The sequence below is a fragment of the Streptomyces sp. NBC_01450 genome (assembly GCF_036227505.1).
Classification (GTDB): Bacteria; Actinomycetota; Actinomycetes; order Streptomycetales; family Streptomycetaceae; genus Streptomyces.
In genome coordinates this window covers 4,595,613-4,614,035 of record NZ_CP109480.1, presented here as the reverse complement: position 1 = coordinate 4,614,035, position 18,423 = coordinate 4,595,613, and the positions used below count along the sequence as shown (strand labels likewise).

Sequence of the window (18,423 nt, the reverse complement as noted above, 5' to 3'; positions counted from 1 at the left end):
CCTAACCTTAGACCCTGTGGTGCGGAGGAGTGTCGCGGGGGAGTGGGGACCTGCCCCAATGGAGGACACGCCGTGCCGGGTTCTAGGACATATCAGCCTGAAACGTGTGTTATTCATTCATGCACACACCTACGCGGCGCACCGTGCTCGGTGCCTCGATCGCGGCCGCCGGCTCGGGACTCCTGGCCGGCTGCTCCGGGTCCGACTCTCCCTCCGGATCCGGCTCGCACCCCGGGCCCGGCGAGCACCATGGGAGCGAAGTCGGCGGTCACGACGGCGGGCCCTTCGTCCCCAAGGGACCCAAGGGATACGTGAACCCGTCCGATCCGGAGGTCCTCGCCGTCGAGAGGAGACGCGATGGCGGCCCCCTCCGATCGTTCACGCTCCACGCCGTCGAGACCCACCTCGACCTGGGGGGACGCACCGTCAGATCATGGGCGTACGGCGACGAGCTGCCCGGTAAGGAGGTGCGGGTCACGGCGGGCGACACCCTCGGTATGAAGCTCTTCAACCATCTGCCCGTGCCCACGACGCTGCACTCGCACGGTATCCGCATGCGTTGCGACATGGACGGGGTACCGGGCCTGACCCAGCGCTCCGTCAAGCCCGGCGACGACTTCACCTACCGCTTCGCCGTGACGCACCCGGGCACGTACTGGCTGCACTCGCACTCGGGACTGCAGCTGGACCGCGGCCTGTACGCCCCGCTGATCGTCGAGGACCCCAGGGAGCCGTTGTCCTACGACAGGGAGTGGGTCGTCGTCCTGGACGACTGGGTGGACGGCGTGAGCGGCTCGAACCCGGACGGCGTGCTCGCCCAGCTGGTCGACGGCAAGGGCATGCGGGCGAACATGGACATGGGCGAGAGTGACGAACACGACGGCAACTCCGACCACGGATCCGGCCATGAGAAGCCCCACGGCCCCTCCCGCGTCCTGCACAAGTCCTACAGCCGCATCCTGCACAGCGAGGGAGGCAGCGTCGACTACCCGTTCTACCTCGTCAACGGCCGTCTCGCGCACGCTCCTTCGGTCTTCCGGGCCCGCAAGGGCGACCGCATCCGACTGCGGATCATCAACGCCGGCGCCGAAACGGCCTTCCGAGTGGCGCTGGGCGGGCACGAGATGACGATCACGCACACGGACGGCTACCCCGTCGAGCACGCGACCACGGACACGCTGCTGCTCGGCATGGCCGAACGTTACGACGTGCTGATCACCGCCAAGGACGGAGTGTTCCCGCTGGTCGCGCTCGCCGAAGGCAAGGGCGCCAGAGCCCTGGCCGTCCTGCGCACCAGCGGTGGGGACCTTCCCAGCCCTTCCGTGCACCCGGACGAACTCGACGGCAAGCTCGTCCCGGCCAGACGCCTCGTGCCGGACGACTCCGTGGCCCTCACCGACGACGAACCGGACCGCGAGCTGCGCATCAGACTGACCGGCGGGATGAAGAAGTTCGACTGGGCCTTCGACCACCAGCCGTACGACATCAAGCAACGCCACCCGATCCGCCAGGGCGAGAAGATCCGCCTGACCCTCATGAACGCCACCGACATGTGGCATCCCATGCACCTGCACGGCCACACCTTCGCCATCGTCGGCTTCGGCGCGCAAGGAGCCCGCAAGGACACCGCCCACGTAGTGCCGCACCACAAACTCGTCGTCGACTTCTACGCCGACAACCCGGGCCTGTGGATGCTCCATTGCCACAACCAGTACCACTCGGAGTCCGGCATGATGACGATCCTCGGCTACCGGAAGTGAGTGACCGCGCGCGGTGAACACGGAACATCGGCGCGCTGTCACCTGATCACGCGAAAGTCGGGGTGGGCCGGCCAGGCGGCCAGGAACTCCTGGTCGCCGGCGTGGCCGCCCCAGCAGCGGTTCGCGGCGGCAGGGGCGGTCGGGTCCTTGTTGTTCGCGTGTGGCAGGGCCGGGCTTGACGCACCATGAACGAAGTGGCGCCGGGCCCGGACCGGCGCCCCGGTCGGACTGGCTCGGGGGGAACGGATGAACGGCTGGGGTCGGCTCAGGGAAAGAACTCGGGCAGGCCGTCCGGCGGTCATGGTCGTCGTTCTGGTGGCCGCGGGAATCGGCCTGACCTGGTTCGCGGGAACGCACCTCGCCTATGCCACGGGCCTGGCGGGCACCTCGGGCCATCTCCGGGTCGAATCCTGCGTCTGGGAACACGTCGGGGGCCATCGGTACCCGCACTGCAGCGGAGTCTTCCGCTCCTCCGACGGCACCGTCGTGGACCCGGACGCCTCGATCGGCAAACGGCTGCCCGTCGGCGGCATCGTCGCGTTGCAGCGGGTGGCCTCCGGTTCCTACGAGCGGACGGGCCCCGCGTCCTCGTTCGGGTGGCTGGCGATCTCCTTGCTCGGCCTGATGGTGCTGCTCCTGGGAATCCTGGTCGTCTACGGCAAGGGCGGCGGGCGTCGAGCACCGCGCGGCCTCCTGGTACTGCTCGGCGCGCTGGGCGCGTTGATGCTGCTCAGCGCGCTCATCGGCGGGGTGGCGGGGATGACCGAGGCGTTCTGAGACCGGGGCCCCTTTGGGCGCCCACATCGTGCGGCCGGGCGATGTGCGGTCGACGATGACTGTGGAGGTGTGCCGCTGCCGGGGCGACTCCTGCCCACCCTGCCGAGCCGCGCCCGGTCCGATCGCTCCGATCCCCTTCCCCTACCGGAGGCCGCCATGGGGCAAGTTCTCGGTGATGTCCTGGGTCTCGCGGCCGCCGTCGCCGTCAGCCCGCTCCCGATCATCGCGATGATCCTCGTACTCGCCACACCTCGGGGACGGCTCAACGGAATCCTCTTCACCGTCGGCTGGATTCTCGGGCTCTCCGTCCTGGGCGCGGCGGTGCTGGCGATCGTCGGACCAGGGGGTTCCTCTTCCTCCTCCACCACCGGCAGCCAGCCGGCCACCTGGGTGGGCGTCCTCAAGCTTGTCCTGGGAGCGCTGCTCGTCTTCTTCGGCCTTCGGCAGTGGCGCCGGCGCCCGAAAGGCGAATCGGACGCGCAGCTGCCGAAATGGATGGCCTCGATCGACCGACTGACGCCGTTGAAGATCTTCGGACTCGGGGTGGCACTGGCCGCCCTCAACGCCAAGAACGCCCCGCTGACCATCGCCGCGGGCGCCTCGATCGCTTCGTCCGGACTTCCCGTCGAGGAGCAGATCGCGTCGTTGGCGATCTTCGTAGTGATCGGGACACTCGGACTGCTCGCCCCGCTGGGGGTCTTCTTGATCGGGGGAGACCGGGCGAAGACCACGCTCGGCGGCTGGAGGGACTGGGCCGCGCGGCACAACGTCGCCGTGATGGGGGTCCTGTTCTTCGTCATGGGGCTGAAACTGCTCGGCGACGGCATCTCCATCCTCACCCCCTGACGGCCCCCGCACGGGCCTTTTCCCGGGTGCGGACGACGTGCCCGGGGGATACGCTTTTGACGGCAAGGTCAGGTTCTCCGGGCGGTTTTGCAGACGCCGAGGCCTCATTCGCGATGATCGATTCTTCCTGCGGACCTCTTTGACGAGCGTGCTGCCTCAGGGTCCGCGGTTTCGCGATCCCTGAAATGGAGGTCGGGATGAGAGTTGTCGTTGATCTTTCCCGGTGTCAGGGGTACGCGCAGTGCGCGTTCCTGGCTCCGGACGCGTTCCGGATGCACGGCGAGGAAGCGCTGATGTATGACTCCAACCCCGACGACACCCAGCGCGAACAGGTGCTGCGCGCCGCGGCGGCCTGCCCGCTCCAGGCCATTCTGGTCGACCAGCTGGAGGGCCGGGAGACGCCGGTAGGGGCGTCGACGTCATGAGCACCGCCGACACCCTGCAGGGGTTCAAGCGTGACGGCCGCGTCGTGATCGTAGGGGCGTCACTGGCGGGACTGCGCGCCGCGGAGGCCCTGCGCGCCGAGGGGTTCACCGGGACGCTGACCATGATCGGTGACGAGTTGGGGGAGCCCTACGACCGCCCCCCGCTGTCCAAGCAGGTACTGACCGGATGGGTGCCGGCCGACGGCACCACACTGCCACGGCGCCGTGACATCGACGCGGAGTGGCTCCTGGGCGTCCCTGCCGACGGACTGGACCTGGTGAACAACCATGTGCGGCTCGCAGACGGCCGGACGATTTCCTTCGACCGCATGCTGATCGCCACCGGGGTACGGGCCCGGCCCTGGCCCGTCGAGGCCGAGGCGGCCCTGGACGGCGTCTTCGTGGTCCGCACGCGTGAGGACGCCGCCGGTCTGCAGCGGGCGGTCGCCGCCGGGCCCTCCCGCGTACTGATCATCGGCGCGGGCTTCACCGGCTCCGAGATCGCCTCCATCTGCCGCGAGCGCGACATCCCGGTGACCGTCGCCGAACTCGCGCCGTACCCACTGGTCGGGGGACTCGGCGCCATGATCGGCGAGATCGCGGCGGACATGCAGCGCTCCCACGGCGTCGACCTGCGCTGCGGTGTCAAGGTCACTCAGCTGGAGGGCGACGCGCAGGGGCGGGTTCGCCGCGCCCACTTCTCCGACGGCAGTTCCGTCGACGCCGACGTGGTGGTGGTGGCGCTCGGTGGCATCCGCAACACCGAGTGGCTGCGCGACTCGGGACTGGCGGTCGGCGTATGGGGAGTCGCCTGCGACGCGGGCTGCCGCGCCTTCGACCTCAACGGCCTGGTCACCGACGACATCTTCGTCGCCGGAGACGTGGCACGCAGCCCGAACCCGATCTACGAGTACCGGTTCATCTCGCTGGAGCACTGGGCCAACGCCGTGGAGCAGGCCGAGATCGCGGCGCACAACATGCTCAGCGCCCAGGCGGACCGCTGGCCGCACCTGTCCATCCCGACGTTCTGGTCGATCCAGTTCGGCGTCAACATCAAGTCCGTCGGTGTACCGACCTACGCCGACGAGGTCGTCGTCACCCAGGGATCCGTGGCCGACCACCGCTTCGTCGCCGCGTACGGGTACCAGGGCCGCGTCACCGCCGCCGTCAGCTTCAACAACGCGAAGTGGCTGGACCACTACCGGCGGCTGATCGAGACGGCGGCGCCCTTCCCGCCTCCCTGCCCCACGCCCGACCAGCCCCTCGACGCGAAACCGGTGCCCGTCGACTTCCCCGGCCCCACTCTGCTCGCGCAGGGCGCCACGGTGGTCGTCACCGGCCATGACCCGGGAGAGCGGCGCGTCACCGCCTTGCGGCAGCACCACCGGTAGGCCGCCATGCGGCAGCACCACCGGTGGGAGGGAACAGGAGGGAAAGCGACATGACCACGATCCAGACGCCCGACATCCTGCCTCGGATCCTCGACTACTCCGCCCGGGCCGACCCGTACCCGCTCTACGCCGAGCTGCGCAGGACGCCGGTGGCCCTGCAGGAGGACGGCAGCTATGTCATCAGCACCTACCGCGAGCTCGCCGACATCCTGCACAACCCCCACCTGAGCTCCGACGTCCGCAACCTGGCGCATCCGATGGCCGCGGCGGAGGCACGTACCACGCCGTCGTTCATCAACGTCGACCCGCCCGAGCACGACCGTCTGCGGCGCCTGGCGATGCGTCACTTCGGCCCCCCGCACACCCCGGGGCTGGTCAGCGGCATGGAACCCGACCTGAGGGCCATCGTCAGCGGCCTGATCGACGACTTCGAGGGCAAGCAGCGGATCGACATCGTCGACGACTTCGCCTACCCGTTCCCCGTCACCGTGATCTGCCACCTGCTCGGCGTGCCGCGCGAGGACGAACCACGGTTCCACGTGTGGGTGAACGCCATCATCGAATCGATCGACTACAACCCCAAGACCGACCCGCAGGAGAAACTGGACAACGGCGTGCAGGCCACCAAAGACCTGCGCCAGTACCTCGGCGGGCTGCTGGAACAACGCCACGGCCGGCCGGGCGACGACCTCCTGACCCGGCTGGCCAACGACGACGGGCCCGAAGGGCGGATGACCGACGCCGAAATCGTCAGCACCGCCAACCTGCTGCTCATCGCCGGTCACGAGACCACCGTCAACCTCATCACCAACGGCATGCTGACGCTGCTGCGCCACCCCGAGGTGCTGCAACGCCTGCGCGCCGAACCGGACCTGGTCGTACGGCTGGTCGAGGAACTGCTGCGCTACGAGCCCCCCGTGCACATCATTCCGTGGCGGGCGGCGTACAGCGACATCGCCGTCGGCGACACCGTCATCCCCAAGGGCTCGCAGATCATGCTCATGCTCGCCTCGGGCAGCCGCGATCCGGACCGCTTCCACGATCCCGACCGCTTCGACCCCGATCGTCAGGACAACCAGCACCTCGGCTTCGGCAGCGGCATCCATCTGTGCTTCGGCGGCCCCATGGCCCGGCTGGAAACCCAGATCGCCCTGACCGAACTGGTACGCCGCCTGGACGGCCTCAGCCTGGTCACCGACCCACCCCCGTACCGGCCCAGCCCCGTCCTACGAGGCCCCATCCACCTGCTCGTCGACCAGAACTGACGTTGAACCGACACCACGCGCTGACGAAGCCTCAGAGTCCCCCCACGTTCAGGGGCCGCTCCCAGGGCACGGCGGACGTCCCCGAGTCCGCGGCGGCATGACCGTGGGCGTGCCCCATAGTCCCTCGCCAAGCCGAAACTCATCCGGTGATACTCCCTACCCATGGGGCGTGGGTGATCTCGACAAGGACGCCCCGGCTGCCGAACGTTCTGGAGACACACCCGATGAAGCTCGCCAAGCGTCCCGTCCTGACCGCCACGGCGCTCGCCGCCGTGACCGCCGCCACCCTCTTCGGCGCGACGGCCGGCCAGGCCGCCGCCTCGCAGCCCGCCCGCGTCGACGCTCCCGCCGCGCTGAAGGTCCCCGACGGCAACCGGCTCACCGGCGTCTTCTCCGCCGCGGGCGTCCAGACCTACACCTGCGCCAACGGCGCCTGGACGCTCCTGGAGCCCGCCGCCACCCTCTGGGCCGAGAACGACCGCTCCCACCGCCCCGTCGCCCTCCACTCCCGCGGCCCCGTCTGGGTGTCCACGGTGGACGGCAGCGCCGTCAACGGGGCCGCCGTCGCCAACTCCCCCAAGACCGGCACCATCCCCGAGCTCCTCCTGAAGTCCACCGCCACGCGCGGCACCGGGGTCTTCGCCGACGTCTCCTACATCCAGCGCCTCAACACCCACGGCGGCGTCGCCCCCACCACCGTCTGCACCGGAACCGACCAGGTCAGCGTCCCCTACTCCGCCACCTACGCCTTCTACAAGCCCGCCAAGTGATGCGGTAACGAGCGATGGCAGGGGCCCTTGGGGCGATCTCAAGGAACCCCCGCCGCGCCCCTCCCCGTCCGCCAGGACCGCCTCGCAAGCGTGATCGCCGACGTTGACCTCGTACGCGCGACATGCCCACAATCCGCAGGCCCGCGAGGCTCGTTGGCGGACTGGGAGGGGCATCATGTACGGAGACCGCAGCCACTGGGAGACCCTTGCCGCGCTCGCGCGAAATCCCGCGGCGCCGGCCGAGGTACTGACCAGGCTGCTGTGCGAGGAAGCCATCGCGGCCTGGGACACGATCGCCTGGCGCGCTCTGCCGGACGAGGTGGTCGACGCCATCGTCAGGCATCCCGACCACAGGCTGCGGACGGTGTTCGTCGGGAACCCCGCGGCGACGCCGGAACAACGCGCCCGGCTCGTAGCCGATCCCGATCCGGGTGTCCGCCGTTTCCTGGCCATCGGACCCGAATGGTTCCGCATCCCCGCGCGGCCACTGCCCCTGTCCACTCAGCGGCGCCTGCTCGCCGATCCGCAACCACTGGTCCGCCGGAGCGCGGCCTTCTGCCGCCACGCGGCTCCGAGCCTGGTCGCGGGGCTCGCCGACCATCAGGACGCGGACCTTCGGCAGGCAGCCTGCCGCCAGTGGAGTTCACTTTCCGAGGACACCCGAAATCGCCTGCTGCGCGACGCCGATGACGAAGTACGTCAGGCGGCCATGATGGAGGCCTGCCGCGATGACGCGGACTGCACGGACCTCCTTCTCGACGCGGGAATCGGTCGCTTCGCCAGGCAGGACGTGATCCGGTACGGCGCCATGAGCACGGCGACCGCCGAACGGCTCGCGGCAAGCACCGAAGAGGAGGACCGGCGGGAACTGGCGGCCAACCTCAACGTTCCCATCGGCATCGTCCGGACGCTGGCGAACGACGACGCGCACAGTGTCCGGCTGGCGGTATCGGTACGACCCGAGCTGACGGAGACCGAACGTACCGCCATTCGCGTCACCATCGGCCCGTCCGACCGGCTCTACCCCGTCGAATGGGTTCGACTCTGCGCCGATCCCGACGTCTTGCGCCAATGCGCCAAGTCGGCCAACACCCTGCTACGACGCAGCGCCGCGTACAGCCGGCACCTGCCTTCCGACGCCGTCGACCTGCTCGCGAAGGACGACGACTACCCCGTACGGCTCCTGCTGTGCGAGAACCAACCGACCGTCGACGGCGAGGTGGTGCTGCAGACGTATCTGGACTGCGAGGTCATCACCAAGGGTGATCTGCTGCGCCATCCGAACTTCCCGGCCGCGGGCAGCGGACGACGCTTCGCCGACGACCCGGATCCAGAGAAACGGTGGCTGGTGGGGCTCGACGCCCAGGCGCCCGTCGACGCCGTGGTCCGGTTGCTTGCCGACCCCGACGATCGTGTCCGAGCCATGGCGGCCGCGCACCCCGCGCTGCCCGTCGACCTCATCCTCCGAAGCTGCGGGAACCCGGAGACCTCCTCCCATGCCCTCAGCAACCCGAGCCTTCCCACGGAAGTCATGCACCGACACCTCGACGATGCGGGCATCCCACGTTGACGGATGCCTCCCCGAGGGCGGTCGTCGGATTGCGGTGGAGGCACGCTCGCCTTAGCTTCAGGTCGTCGGATAGTCCGATAAGGCGGCATAAAATCTTTATGTCGGCTTCCCCCGTGGTGCCATCGAATGGAGCATTCATGTCGGTGATGACCGGTACTCAACCCCTACAGCAGTTCGGCCAGCAGATGGGCGGCTCGCAGCAGATCGCCCAGGTGGTCCAGCAGGCGATCCAGCAGGCGTGTCAGCAGACGAGCCAGCAGGTCGCGCAGCGACTGCAGCAGACGTTCCAGCAGATCCAGCAGATCCAGCAGCAGCTCCAGCAGCAGGGCCTGGCCCAGCAGGCACACCCGTACCTGGCTCTCGCGCTGCACCGCTCGCTGCACACGGGCATTCAGCAGGCTGTGGAACAGTCCGTTCAGCAGGCGCTGCCGACCGCGATCGTGGCGCTGCTCCAGCAGAGCCAGCAGGGTCACCAGAGCCAGCAGGGCCAGCAGGGCCAGCAGGGCCAGCAGTGGGGTGGTGGGTTCGGCCAGCAGTCGTTCGGCCAGCCGTTCCAGCAGTACCAGCAGCCTGGCTTCGGCTTCGGCCAGATGGGTCAGATGAGCCAGCCGTACGGTATCGGCTGACCATAGGGCGGCGTGATGCGGTGTGCCCGGAGCAGTCTCCGGGCACACCGCATCACCGTGGAAACGCGAGATCGTGGACGCGCGAGCCGCCCCGCCGCCGGATCAGGAGCACAACGACGACGTAGACGTGGTGAAGGTGGACGTGATGGTCAAGGAAAGGCCCGGAAACAGCAGCGAGAGCGGGGCCGAGGGTGCGGGCGTGGGCGGGCCCGGATCCGAGGCTGGGCGAACGGGGCCGAGCAAGAAGGGCGCGCAGTCACCGCTCCCGGTTAAGCCGCGCCGGGAGCGGTACATGGTGACACCGCTGCCGCAGCATCTGCTCCCGCCGGGAGTGCCCGAACTCAGCATGGACGCGGTGTGTGACCAACTGGACCGGATGCCCGAGGTCAAGGTGATCCGCAGACTCCGGCCGTCGGAGAAGGCCCAATCGGGCGGACTGCCTCCCTCCTGTCCGGAGATCGCGGTCATCGAGGCGGCCGAGGCCCAAGTGCCGGCGATGCGGTCGCTGCACGTGCACATCGAGCCGGACCTGCCGCTGTCCGGAATCGGACCCGCCGCCGTGCCGACCGCGGGGATCCTGCCGCTGCGTGATCCAGGGCTGGTCGCGGCGCTGGAAGAACCGGTGGCGATCTCGCTGCGTGTCAGCGGTCCGGACGGTGAACCGCTGGCCGGCGCGGGGGTGTTCCTGATCGGGGCGTCATGGCCGGGCCAGGGCCTCACCGGGGCCGACGGGACGGTCACCGTCATGCTGGCCACGGAGACCCCCCAGTCCATTCAGTCCCTGTATGTCCGGCCCGCGGGCGGATACGCGGACCGCTGGATCCATCGCCCGGACCTGTCGGTGACCCGGGAGAACCTGGTCACCCTGACCCCGCTGGCCAAGGTCTACCCAGGGCTGGAAGAGAGACAGCAGTACGGCTGGGGCCAGCAGGCCATGCGGCTGGACCGACTGCCTCCCACGTTCCGTGCCTTCGGGGTCAAGATCGCGGTCATCGGTTCGGGTGTCGCCGCCGAACACCCCGATCTCAAACAACGCGTGCGCTCCGGGGCCGATCTCGTACGCGGCACGGAAGAGGGCTGGGCCCACGACCCGGTGGGCACCGGTACGCACGCGGCGGGCGTCATCGCCGGGGCGGACACCGGCATGGGTGTCATCGGCATCGCGGTCGACGCGGAGATCGATGTCTGTCAGGTCGTGCCCGACGGCTGCTTCAGCGACATGATCGCCGCTCTGGACTACTGCATCGAACACGAGGTCGACATCGCCCATATCGCGGTGGCGACCCCGTACTCGTCGGCCCTGGTCTCACGCAAACTCGCCGATGCCAACGCGGCGGGTATCGCCTGTGTCGCCCCGGCGGGCGACACGGCCGGACCGGTCGCCTTCCCGGGCTCGCTGCCCACCGTGTTCACCGTGGGCGCCCTGGGAGTCTTCGGGTCCTACCCGCCGGACACCTCCCAAGCCACCCATTCGGGCCCGCAGCTGACACCGGAAGGGCTGTTCGCCGCGCCGTTCAGCTGCTACGGCCCCGGCGTCGACGCGGCTGCCCCCGGCGTGGCAGTCCTGTCGTGCTCGCCGCTCGGCGGATACACGGCTCTCGACGGCACCGGTACGGCGTCGGCTCACGTCGCCGGTCTCGCCGCCCTCGTCCTCGCCCACCACGAGGACTTCCACGGCCAACTGCTGCCCCGCGGACCCGGCCGGGTGCAGCGCCTGTTCGACATCATCGCCGGCAGCTGCCGCCCGCTGGCCGCCCCCGGCACGCTGGAGGCGGCCCGCGTCGGACGCGGCCTCCCCGACGCGCTCGTCGCCCTCGGCCTGGCCCTCGGAGTCCAACTCGCCCCGGCCTTGTCCCCGTACGCCTCGTCCATGGTCGGCTAGGCCCACGCCCACAACGACCAGCACACACAACGGCGCCCGCCTCAAGAGGACGGGCGCCGTTCCACTTGCCCGCGACGCCCCCGCCTCTTGGTCAGCTCGGCCGGCCGGCCGCCCGCAACGGGCACCCGGTGTCGACACGCGTGGCGAGTTCGGCCCGCAGGGTGGCGAGTTCGGCCATGCGGGCGTCGATGACCTGGATCTTCTGCTCGAACAGCACGGACAGTGCCGCCGCGGAGTCCGGCGCCTCCCGCAGCTCCTCGCCGTGCCGCGCGATCTCCGCCAGCGAGAACCCGAGCGTCTGCGCGGTGCGGACGTAGTGCAGCCAGGACACCGCCTCGGGCGGGAAGTCGCGATAACCGTTGGCCAGCCGCCGACCCGAGACGAGGCCGACCCTCTCGTAGAAGCGAATGGTGTCCCTGCTCATGCCCGCCTGCGCGGCCAGCTCTCCGATACGCATGCCCCTCCGTCGGTTGGTGGGCTTGACCTTGGACCGTACTCCACTGTTTACCGTGAGGCGTCGCCGTCCCGAGACCCGTCGGAGCCTCATCGTGATCCGGACCATCGCCCCCGAACGTCCCTCCTATCTTCGCGTCGTACGCGCGAGCGCCTGGTACGACCTCGTCGTCACCGCGGGCTTCGCGACGCCGTGGACGTACAGGCTGGTGCACGATGCGCTGTCGTCGTCGGGCAACGCACTCGGGCTGGGCGCCCTGCCCGAACTCGACCCCGTGCAGATCCTGTACGCGAATCTGATGGGCTCGGTCGTGGTCGTCTGGGCCGTCCTGCGCATCGTCCGGCCGCTGGCCGTGCACGGACTGCTCGACGGCATCGCGCGCACGCTGTTCGCGGCGTGGCAGTCGTACGCGCTGGCCCACGGTGCCACGCGGCTGCTGTGGCTGTTCTTCGGCGTCGAGGTGATGTTCGGCCTCGTCCAACTCGTGCCGTGGTGGCGAAACCGGACCACGAACCTGCTGAACACCCAAGCCGGCCCGGCCGTCGGACATCCACTCAACGCGGAGGGCCCGTCGCGGGTCATGCGTGCGGCAGCGGCTGCTCCGTCCAGACGGTCTTGCCGTCGTGGGCGTAGCGGGTGCCCCACCGCTCCGTGAGCTGCGCGACCAGGAAGAGTCCTCGGCCGCCCTCGTCCGTGCTGAGGGCCCGTCGGAGATGAGGGGAAGTGTGGCTGGCGTCGGACACCTCGCAGATCAGGCATTGCGTACGGATGAGGCGCAGGGTGACGGGGCCGGCCGCGTACCGGTAGGCGTTGGTGACGAGCTCGCTGGCGACCAGCTCGGTGGTGAAGGCCAGTTCCGTCAGCCCCCATTCGGCCAGTTTCGCCGTGGTCAGCTGCCTGGCACGGGCGGCGGCGGTCGCTTCCAGGGGCAGCTGCCATGCGGCGACATCCTGGCGGGGCAGCACCCGGGTACGGGCGATGAGCAGCGCGATGTCGTCGGTGGGGAGGTGCCCCTTGGGCAGCAGCGCTTCGACCACGGCATGGCAGGTGCTGTCCAGGGGATCGGCGGAGTGGGCGAGATATGCGTGCAGGTGCTCCAGCGCGGCGTCGATGTCGCCGTTGCGCGCCTCCAGAAGACCGTTGGTGTAGAGCGTGAGCAGGCTTCCCTCGGGAAGGTCGAGGTCGTACGTCTCGAACGGCAGTCCACCCAGTCCGAGCGGTGGGCCCGCGGGCAGGTCGAGCACGGTCACCTCGCCGTCCGGCGTGGTCACCACCGGTGCCGGGTGGCCGGCGCGTGCCAGGGAGCAGTGCCGGGAGACCGGATCGTAGACCGCGTAGACGCAGGTGGCCCCGATCATCTGCTCGATCGCCGACCCGTCGCCGTCGCTGTTCGCCTCCAGCTCGGCGGCCAGCAGACTGACCAGATCGTCCAGCCGCGCCACCACCTCGTCCGGTTCCAGGTCGAGGCTGGCGAGGGTGCGCACGGCGGCGCGCAGGCGGCCCATCGAGGCCGCGGCGTGGATCCCGTGGCCGACCACGTCTCCCACAACGAGGGCGACCCGGGCTCCTGACAACGGGATCACGTCGAACCAGTCACCGCCGATGCCCGGTTCACCACTCGCTGGGAGGTATCGGCAGGCCACCTCGACGGCCGGCAGATCGGACGCCGCGCTCGGCAGCAGACTGCGCTGCAGGGTCAGGGCGGCGCTCTGCTGCTGGGTGAAGCGGCGTGCGTTGTCGATGCAGACGGCCGCGCGCGAGGAAAGTTCCTGGGCCACGGCGGCATCGTCGTCCTCGAAAGGCTCCGAATGGCGCGATCGCCACAGGCTCACCACGCCCAGAACCAGACCGCGCGCGACCAGGGGCACCGCGATCAGCGAGTGAACTCCGAGACCCAGGGCGATCTCGACCCGGCGCCGGTCCATGGCGTACCACTCGGGGCGGAGGGACAGCAGTCCTTCGAGAACCGGGCGACGCTCGAACAGGCACCGCGCCTGCGGAGATTCCGGAAGCAGCGGGACCACATCGCCTTCCTGGAAGGGGACGCGGTGTTCTGGCGGTGAGAGGGCGGTTCGGAGCAGCGGGCCTGACATACCGGAAACCGGTTCGTCACCCAGTGTCACCGGCTTGAGGAGGTCCACCGAGCAGTAGTCGGCCAGGCCCTGGGCGACCACCTCGGCCAGTTCCCGAGCGGTCTGTGTCACGTCCAGGGAGGTTCCGATCCGGGCGCTTGCCTCGTTCAGCAGGGCGAGCCTGCGTTGGGCCCGGTGGCGGTCGGTCACGTCCTCGATCGTCTCGGCCACGCCGAGAATCCGGCCCGAAGGGTCTTCCATCCGGAACGCCGAGACGGACACGATCCGTTCCCGACCTGGATCGTGGCGCGCCCGGGCGGACTGCTCCGTGAAGATCAACGGCTCGCCGGTCTCCAGGACGTGCCGCACCCGCTCCTCGGCCGGACCCGCGTCCTCGTCGACCATGAACTCGCGGGGGAGACGGCCCACCGGCGCATCGGCCGGGACACCGCTCGCCTTTTCGACCGCACGGTTGACCCGAGTCACCGTCCGGTCCGGGCCGTAAGTGACCAGACCGATCGGGGACCGGCGGTACAGGCCGTCCAGCAGCGCACGGTCCCGCTGCCAGGCACTGACCTCCGCGGCGGGGGCTCCGACCAGGACCCACTCCTGACGGTCCCCGTCCCGCGTGATCGCGCGGGCCCGGAATCCCATCTCCACCCGCCGTCCGTCGCGGTGCCGGACGGGCAGGACCCCGAACCAGCCGCCCGTCCTCATGGCGTCCACGACGACGGACCGCGCGACAGGCAGGTCACGGGCGTCGACCAGGAAGTCCTGCCACGCCCGTCCGATCACTTCCTTGGCCGGATAGCCCAGCAACTCCTGTGCACGTACGCTCCAGCCGACCACGGTGCCCTGATCGTCGAGCGCGGCCGAGGCGCCACGCCTGAGGGCGAACGGATCCTCAGGACTCTCGCTGAAATGCATCGAGGGCGTCCCCATAGCCACCACCTTGCCTACGTGATTCCGATGTTCCTCCCCGCGCTCTCCGTTCGCGACCCCGTTCCTCTCGGCCCGGCGGTCCGGCGGAGTGGAGCTGCTTCTCGTGTCGCCCCTCATCGGTCCGGCGACCGTCCGTTAGGCTCACGTCGCCATAAAGGTCCCGATCTTCACGGAGGACAGCACGGCGGGGATCAATCGAAAGCGCCTCGTCAGAACGCTGACGTTTTGGCTGCGTCCTGCCTTCGCGCTGCGGGTCGTCAACCGGTTTCAGAAGATCGTGGGTTTCGACCGCTCGATGGCCCTGGCGTCCAGCGCCTTGACGGCATTGGTCCCGCTGTCCATCCTCATCGGCGCTGTCCTGGGCAACTTCGTGCACTACGACGCCGCAGAGCGGATCATCAAGCGCTACAACCTCAGCGGCGCAGGCGCCACGGCGGTCAGCTCGCTGTTCTCATCCGCCGAGGGCACCAGTGCGAGCGTGGGCATCTTCGGAGCCGTGTTTCTGACGATCTCGGTGCTGAGTTTCACGCGAGCCGTGCAGCGGCTCTTCGAGCAGACATGGGAACTCAAGCCCCTCAGTGTGCGCAACACGCGCAACGGCCTGTGGTGGATCCTCACCCTCGGCGGCTACGGGGTGGTCACCGCGACGGTCTCCGCGCTCCTTGGCGGGGGCGCACTGGGTCTGGCCGCCTCGGTGTGCCAGGTGCCGGTCACCGCCGCATTCCTTGTCTGGAGCGGCTGGATCCTGTCAGGGAAGCGGATCAGCCGGCCGGACCTGCTCCCCTTCGGCGTCACCGCCGCCGTTCTGACGGTGGCCTATTCCGTGGGCGCGACCATCTACATGCCGCGCCTGTTCAACTCCTCAGCCTCACGCTACGGGGTGGTCGGTGCCGTCTTCGCGATGATCTCCGCCCTCTTCGCAGCCATGCTCGTCATGGTCGCGTCGGCGGCACTGGGACGAGAAGTACGAGACGAGCTCAGCCGGATCCGTCAGGGCCACCGTCCTTCCGACCACGAGGTCCGCCGACAGTGGGACAGCGTGGTCGAGCAGGCACGGTCACGGTGGCGGACGGCACGGAAACAGGTCTCTCGTCATCAGATCAGGGGCTCGAACCACTGAGGGGCCGGGCCGAACGCCGTCATGCGGAAGCCACCACCTCGCCGGCCACGACCTGGGGAGGGTTGGGGAGCAGTGACGCGAGGTTGTCCCGCACGAAGTCCGCAGCCCTCGAGATCGATTCGTCGGCACCGGCCCGATCCTGGAAGACGCTGGTCGAGACCATCACTCCGTCCTCGGCGTCGATCCAGTAGTAGGCCACGAAGCCGGATACCTGACGCATGAGCGGCACGAATCCCTCGTTCACGAGACGTGCGGCCTCGGCCGAATCGGTCACCCCTTCGTACCGCCGGACTGCTGCGTACATCGCCAAACTCCTCACGGTGTTCTGGGTTCGCGCTCTGCTGAGACGTCGTACCCCCGCGACGGCCGCCCGGCCCATGAGGCGTCCGGCAATCACCTGAAGGGCCGCCTCGGGTGATCCGAACGGCGGCCTCCGGCCCGTCATACGGTCCCGCTTCCACGCCCGCGGGAAAGCGGCCCTGGCGAACCGCGGACTACTCCTCGATGGCCTGCCGCGCCGGCGCGATGCCCGTCGGGCAGGACGCTCCTCGGTTCGTCCCGAACGGGGTGCTCAGCTTGACGCCCGTCCCGCCGATCCCGCAGTAGCCGTCTGTGTTGCGGTCAAGATACTGCTGGTGGTAGCCCTCGGCCGGGTAGAAGGTGCGGCCCTGCGCGGGGAGGAGTTCGGTGGTGATCGTGCCGTAGCCGGACGAGGCCAGCACCTTCTGGTAGGCCTCGCGGGAGGCGCTCGCGGTGGCTGCCTGGGTGGCGGTGTGGGTGTGGATGGCGGAGCGGTACTGGGTGCCGACGTCGTTGCCCTGGCGGAAGCCCTGGGTCGGGTCGTGGGACTCCCAGAACACCTGGAGGAGACGCTCGTAGGAGATGAGGGCGGGGTCGTAGACCACGCGGACGGCCTCCGTGTGACCGGTCAGGCCCGAGCAGACCTCCTCGTACGTGGGGTGCTCGGTGAAGCCGCCCTGGTAGCCGACGAGGGTTGTGTACACGCCCGTCGGCAGCTGCCAGAACTTGCGCTCGGCGCCCCAGAAACAGCCCATGCCGAAGTCGGCGATCTCCAGGCCCTCGGGGTAGGGGCCGAGGAGGGGGGTGCCGAGGACGGTGTGCCGGTCGGGGACCGTGAAGATCGGCTCCGGACGGCCGTGCAGTGCCTGCTCGGCCGTCGGGAGCTGCGGGGTGCGGCTGTGCAGGAACATGCGGTCTCCACGGGGTCACAGGGGCACGGGTGAGCGGGGGGCGTGATCCAGAACGTGTGGAGACCGGTCGGAATTCCGGGGCGTCGCTCAGCGGGGCAGCGACGCCGGCGTTCCGCCGTTCGCCTCGTAGCCCGCCACCGCCAGGGCGCGGTAGAGCGCGTAGTCCGCCGCCGGATCGGGCGTGAGGGTCCAGGGGAGGGCGCCCACGTGGCCGTCCACGTGCACCAGCTGGTTCATGGCCTCCGCCCAGCGCTCGCCGCGGACCAGGAAGAGCACCAGGAGGTGACGCACGTGCGCCAGCATCGGGTCGTCGGGGCGGGCCGCGTGCACCGCGTAGAGCGCGCCGTGGACCGCCTTCGTGACGACCTCGCTCTGATAGAAGCCGCGGACCAGGTTCACCTCGGGGAGGTGCTCGAAGACCGCGAAGAGGGGCATGGCGGCCAGCAGCGAGCCCTGAGGGGCGCGGGCCGCCGCGGCCTCCGCGAAGGAGTACGCCACCTCGCGCGAGCCGTGCCACTTCTCGCACCAGTAGTGCAGCGCCGCCAGATGCGCGCCCATGTGGGCCGGCGCGCGGTCCAGGATCTTCAGCCAGAGCGCCTCGAACTCCGGCTGGGAGTAGGCGAGTCCGCGGGCCACCGACAGCTCGATGATGTACGGGATCGGGTCACCGGGGGAGAGGAGTGCCGCCTCGCCGCACGCCGTCCTCGCCTCCTCCATGATGATCCGGAACTCGTCCGTCCCCGGCGTCGACGTCCGCCACGCCTGCTGCACCAGGAACTCCGCGTGCACCGCCGCGCCGCCCGCGTCCTTGGGCTTCTCGGCCCGCCACACCCGCAGCCACTGCCCGCCCGGCATCTCGCTGACCCCGCCCGGGCGCTGCTGCAGCTCCAGGGACGCGGCGCCCGCGAAGGCCTGCACCCGCTGCCAGCGCGTCTCGCCCGAGATCTCCGTGCCCGCCAGGAGCTGAGAGGCCGCCTGGTAGTCCTGTGTGCGCTGCACCAGGTCCAGGACGTCCAGGAGGTCCCCGTCCGGTCCGGGCATGCGGATGTCCAGCTCCTCCTGACGCAGGAATCCGTAGTTCGCCGGGTCCGCCGCGTCCGGGTCGCTGGGCGAGACCAGCTGAATGCCGGTACGCCTGCGCCTGAAAACCGGCAGCAGGACCAGGCTGAACATGGCCAGCGCCATCAGGACCCAGAGAATCTCCATGCCTCAAGCGAACCAGACGGGTCCGACAATTGGCCAACCCGGTCCGGTCCCGGCGGCCACGAGGAGCCCTGCGCAGGCCGTGAGCCGCCATCAACCCCGCGGGCGC

General features: G+C 69.6%; 16 protein-coding genes and 1 pseudogene. 11 read left to right on the top strand and 6 right to left on the bottom strand.

Translation table 11 applies throughout. From position 1 onward, the window contains the following. The first annotated feature begins 119 nt into the window (after nucleotides 1–119). From OG568_RS20505 to OG568_RS20470, 8 genes are all read left to right on the top strand, one after another. Nucleotides 120–1,760 (top strand): multicopper oxidase family protein, encoded by a 1,641-nt coding sequence (locus OG568_RS20505; RefSeq protein WP_329532639.1) that lies wholly within the window; start codon nucleotides 120–122, stop codon nucleotides 1,758–1,760. A gap of 300 nt (nucleotides 1,761–2,060) precedes the next feature. Then, nucleotides 2,061–2,537, top strand: a complete 477-nt coding sequence (locus OG568_RS20500; protein ID WP_329532638.1) for a hypothetical protein — start codon at nucleotides 2,061–2,063, stop codon at nucleotides 2,535–2,537. Between the two features lie 156 nt (nucleotides 2,538–2,693). Continuing rightward, complete coding sequence (locus OG568_RS20495) at nucleotides 2,694–3,383, top strand: GAP family protein (protein WP_329532637.1); 690 nt, start codon at nucleotides 2,694–2,696, stop codon at nucleotides 3,381–3,383. Nucleotides 3,384–3,580: 197 nt separating this feature from the next. After that, the gene (locus OG568_RS20490) at nucleotides 3,581–3,808 is read left to right on the top strand and encodes a ferredoxin (protein WP_329532636.1); all 228 of its coding nucleotides are present in this window, start codon (nucleotides 3,581–3,583) and stop codon (nucleotides 3,806–3,808) included. After that, nucleotides 3,805–5,199: an NAD(P)/FAD-dependent oxidoreductase gene (locus tag OG568_RS20485; protein WP_329532635.1), complete on the top strand. Its 1,395-nt coding sequence runs from the start codon at nucleotides 3,805–3,807 to the stop codon at nucleotides 5,197–5,199. Before OG568_RS20490 ends, OG568_RS20485 begins: the two co-directional genes overlap by 4 nt. A gap of 50 nt (nucleotides 5,200–5,249) precedes the next feature. Continuing rightward, nucleotides 5,250–6,464, top strand: a complete 1,215-nt coding sequence (locus OG568_RS20480; protein WP_329532634.1) for a cytochrome P450 — start codon at nucleotides 5,250–5,252, stop codon at nucleotides 6,462–6,464. Nucleotides 6,465–6,688: 224 nt separating this feature from the next. Then, complete coding sequence (locus OG568_RS20475; RefSeq protein WP_329536395.1) at nucleotides 6,689–7,234, top strand: DUF3455 domain-containing protein; 546 nt, start codon at nucleotides 6,689–6,691, stop codon at nucleotides 7,232–7,234. Between the two features lie 175 nt (nucleotides 7,235–7,409). Then, nucleotides 7,410–8,804, top strand: a complete 1,395-nt coding sequence (locus tag OG568_RS20470; protein ID WP_329532633.1) for a hypothetical protein — start codon at nucleotides 7,410–7,412, stop codon at nucleotides 8,802–8,804. Between the two features lie 164 nt (nucleotides 8,805–8,968). Here the strand turns inward: OG568_RS20470 and OG568_RS20465 are convergent, their stop codons facing one another. Beyond that, nucleotides 8,969–9,478: a hypothetical protein gene (locus OG568_RS20465; RefSeq protein ID WP_329532632.1), complete on the bottom strand. Its 510-nt coding sequence runs from the start codon at nucleotides 9,476–9,478 to the stop codon at nucleotides 8,969–8,971. Between the two features lie 25 nt (nucleotides 9,479–9,503). On the opposite strand from OG568_RS20465, the gene OG568_RS20460 reads away from it, so the two are divergent. Continuing rightward, nucleotides 9,504–11,312, top strand: coding sequence for a S8 family serine peptidase (locus OG568_RS20460; protein ID WP_329532631.1), 1,809 nt, complete (start codon nucleotides 9,504–9,506; stop codon nucleotides 11,310–11,312). Nucleotides 11,313–11,403: 91 nt separating this feature from the next. On the opposite strand, the gene OG568_RS20455 is transcribed toward OG568_RS20460, so the two are convergent. After that, nucleotides 11,404–11,769: a MerR family transcriptional regulator gene (locus tag OG568_RS20455; RefSeq protein WP_329532630.1), complete on the bottom strand. Its 366-nt coding sequence runs from the start codon at nucleotides 11,767–11,769 to the stop codon at nucleotides 11,404–11,406. Nucleotides 11,770–11,860: 91 nt separating this feature from the next. On the opposite strand from OG568_RS20455, the pseudogene OG568_RS20450 reads away from it, so the two are divergent. Further along, nucleotides 11,861–12,304, top strand: a pseudogene (locus OG568_RS20450) (hypothetical protein); the annotation flags it as partial. Nucleotides 12,305–12,344: 40 nt separating this feature from the next. Here the strand turns inward: OG568_RS20450 and OG568_RS20445 are convergent. Then, nucleotides 12,345–14,780 carry a SpoIIE family protein phosphatase gene (locus OG568_RS20445; protein ID WP_329532629.1) on the bottom strand — a complete coding sequence of 812 codons (2,436 nt, stop codon included), beginning with the start codon at nucleotides 14,778–14,780 and terminating at the stop codon, nucleotides 12,345–12,347. Between the two features lie 277 nt (nucleotides 14,781–15,057). Between OG568_RS20445 and OG568_RS20440 the strand changes: the two genes are divergently transcribed. Continuing rightward, complete coding sequence (locus OG568_RS20440; protein ID WP_329532628.1) at nucleotides 15,058–15,900, top strand: hypothetical protein; 843 nt, start codon at nucleotides 15,058–15,060, stop codon at nucleotides 15,898–15,900. Between the two features lie 19 nt (nucleotides 15,901–15,919). Here OG568_RS20440 and OG568_RS20435 read toward each other — a convergent pair whose 3' ends face one another. The 3 genes from OG568_RS20435 to OG568_RS20425 all read right to left on the bottom strand — a co-directional run bounded on the left by OG568_RS20435 (nucleotide 15,920) and on the right by OG568_RS20425 (nucleotide 18,317). Beyond that, nucleotides 15,920–16,204 (bottom strand): hypothetical protein, encoded by a 285-nt coding sequence (locus tag OG568_RS20435; RefSeq protein ID WP_329532627.1) that lies wholly within the window; start codon nucleotides 16,202–16,204, stop codon nucleotides 15,920–15,922. Between the two features lie 190 nt (nucleotides 16,205–16,394). Then, nucleotides 16,395–17,111 (bottom strand): peptide-methionine (S)-S-oxide reductase MsrA, encoded by a 717-nt coding sequence (gene msrA, locus OG568_RS20430; RefSeq protein ID WP_329532626.1) that lies wholly within the window; start codon nucleotides 17,109–17,111, stop codon nucleotides 16,395–16,397. A gap of 87 nt (nucleotides 17,112–17,198) precedes the next feature. Beyond that, the gene (locus tag OG568_RS20425) at nucleotides 17,199–18,317 is read right to left on the bottom strand and encodes a hypothetical protein (RefSeq protein ID WP_329532625.1); all 1,119 of its coding nucleotides are present in this window, start codon (nucleotides 18,315–18,317) and stop codon (nucleotides 17,199–17,201) included. Nucleotides 18,318–18,423: the final 106 nt, after the last annotated feature.

Excerpts from the sequence above, each read along its gene's own strand:
- OG568_RS20490 (WP_329532636.1), top strand. The coding sequence starts at position 3,581 with ATGAGAGTTGTCGTTGATCTTTCCCGGTGTCAGGGGTACGCGCAGTGC.
- msrA (WP_329532626.1), bottom strand. The coding sequence starts at position 17,111 with ATGTTCCTGCACAGCCGCACCCCGCAGCTCCCGACGGCCGAGCAGGCA.
- OG568_RS20475 (WP_329536395.1), top strand. The coding sequence starts at position 6,689 with ATGAAGCTCGCCAAGCGTCCCGTCCTGACCGCCACGGCGCTCGCCGCC.
- OG568_RS20435 (WP_329532627.1), bottom strand. The coding sequence starts at position 16,204 with ATGTACGCAGCAGTCCGGCGGTACGAAGGGGTGACCGATTCGGCCGAG.
- OG568_RS20470 (WP_329532633.1), top strand. The coding sequence starts at position 7,410 with ATGTACGGAGACCGCAGCCACTGGGAGACCCTTGCCGCGCTCGCGCGA.
- OG568_RS20480 (WP_329532634.1), top strand. The coding sequence starts at position 5,250 with ATGACCACGATCCAGACGCCCGACATCCTGCCTCGGATCCTCGACTAC.
- OG568_RS20505 (WP_329532639.1), top strand. The coding sequence starts at position 120 with ATGCACACACCTACGCGGCGCACCGTGCTCGGTGCCTCGATCGCGGCC.
- OG568_RS20425 (WP_329532625.1), bottom strand. The coding sequence starts at position 18,317 with ATGGAGATTCTCTGGGTCCTGATGGCGCTGGCCATGTTCAGCCTGGTC.
- OG568_RS20455 (WP_329532630.1), bottom strand. The coding sequence starts at position 11,769 with ATGCGTATCGGAGAGCTGGCCGCGCAGGCGGGCATGAGCAGGGACACC.
- OG568_RS20445 (WP_329532629.1), bottom strand. The coding sequence starts at position 14,780 with ATGGGGACGCCCTCGATGCATTTCAGCGAGAGTCCTGAGGATCCGTTC.
- OG568_RS20495 (WP_329532637.1), top strand. The coding sequence starts at position 2,694 with ATGGGGCAAGTTCTCGGTGATGTCCTGGGTCTCGCGGCCGCCGTCGCC.
- OG568_RS20500 (WP_329532638.1), top strand. The coding sequence starts at position 2,061 with ATGGTCGTCGTTCTGGTGGCCGCGGGAATCGGCCTGACCTGGTTCGCG.
- OG568_RS20485 (WP_329532635.1), top strand. The coding sequence starts at position 3,805 with ATGAGCACCGCCGACACCCTGCAGGGGTTCAAGCGTGACGGCCGCGTC.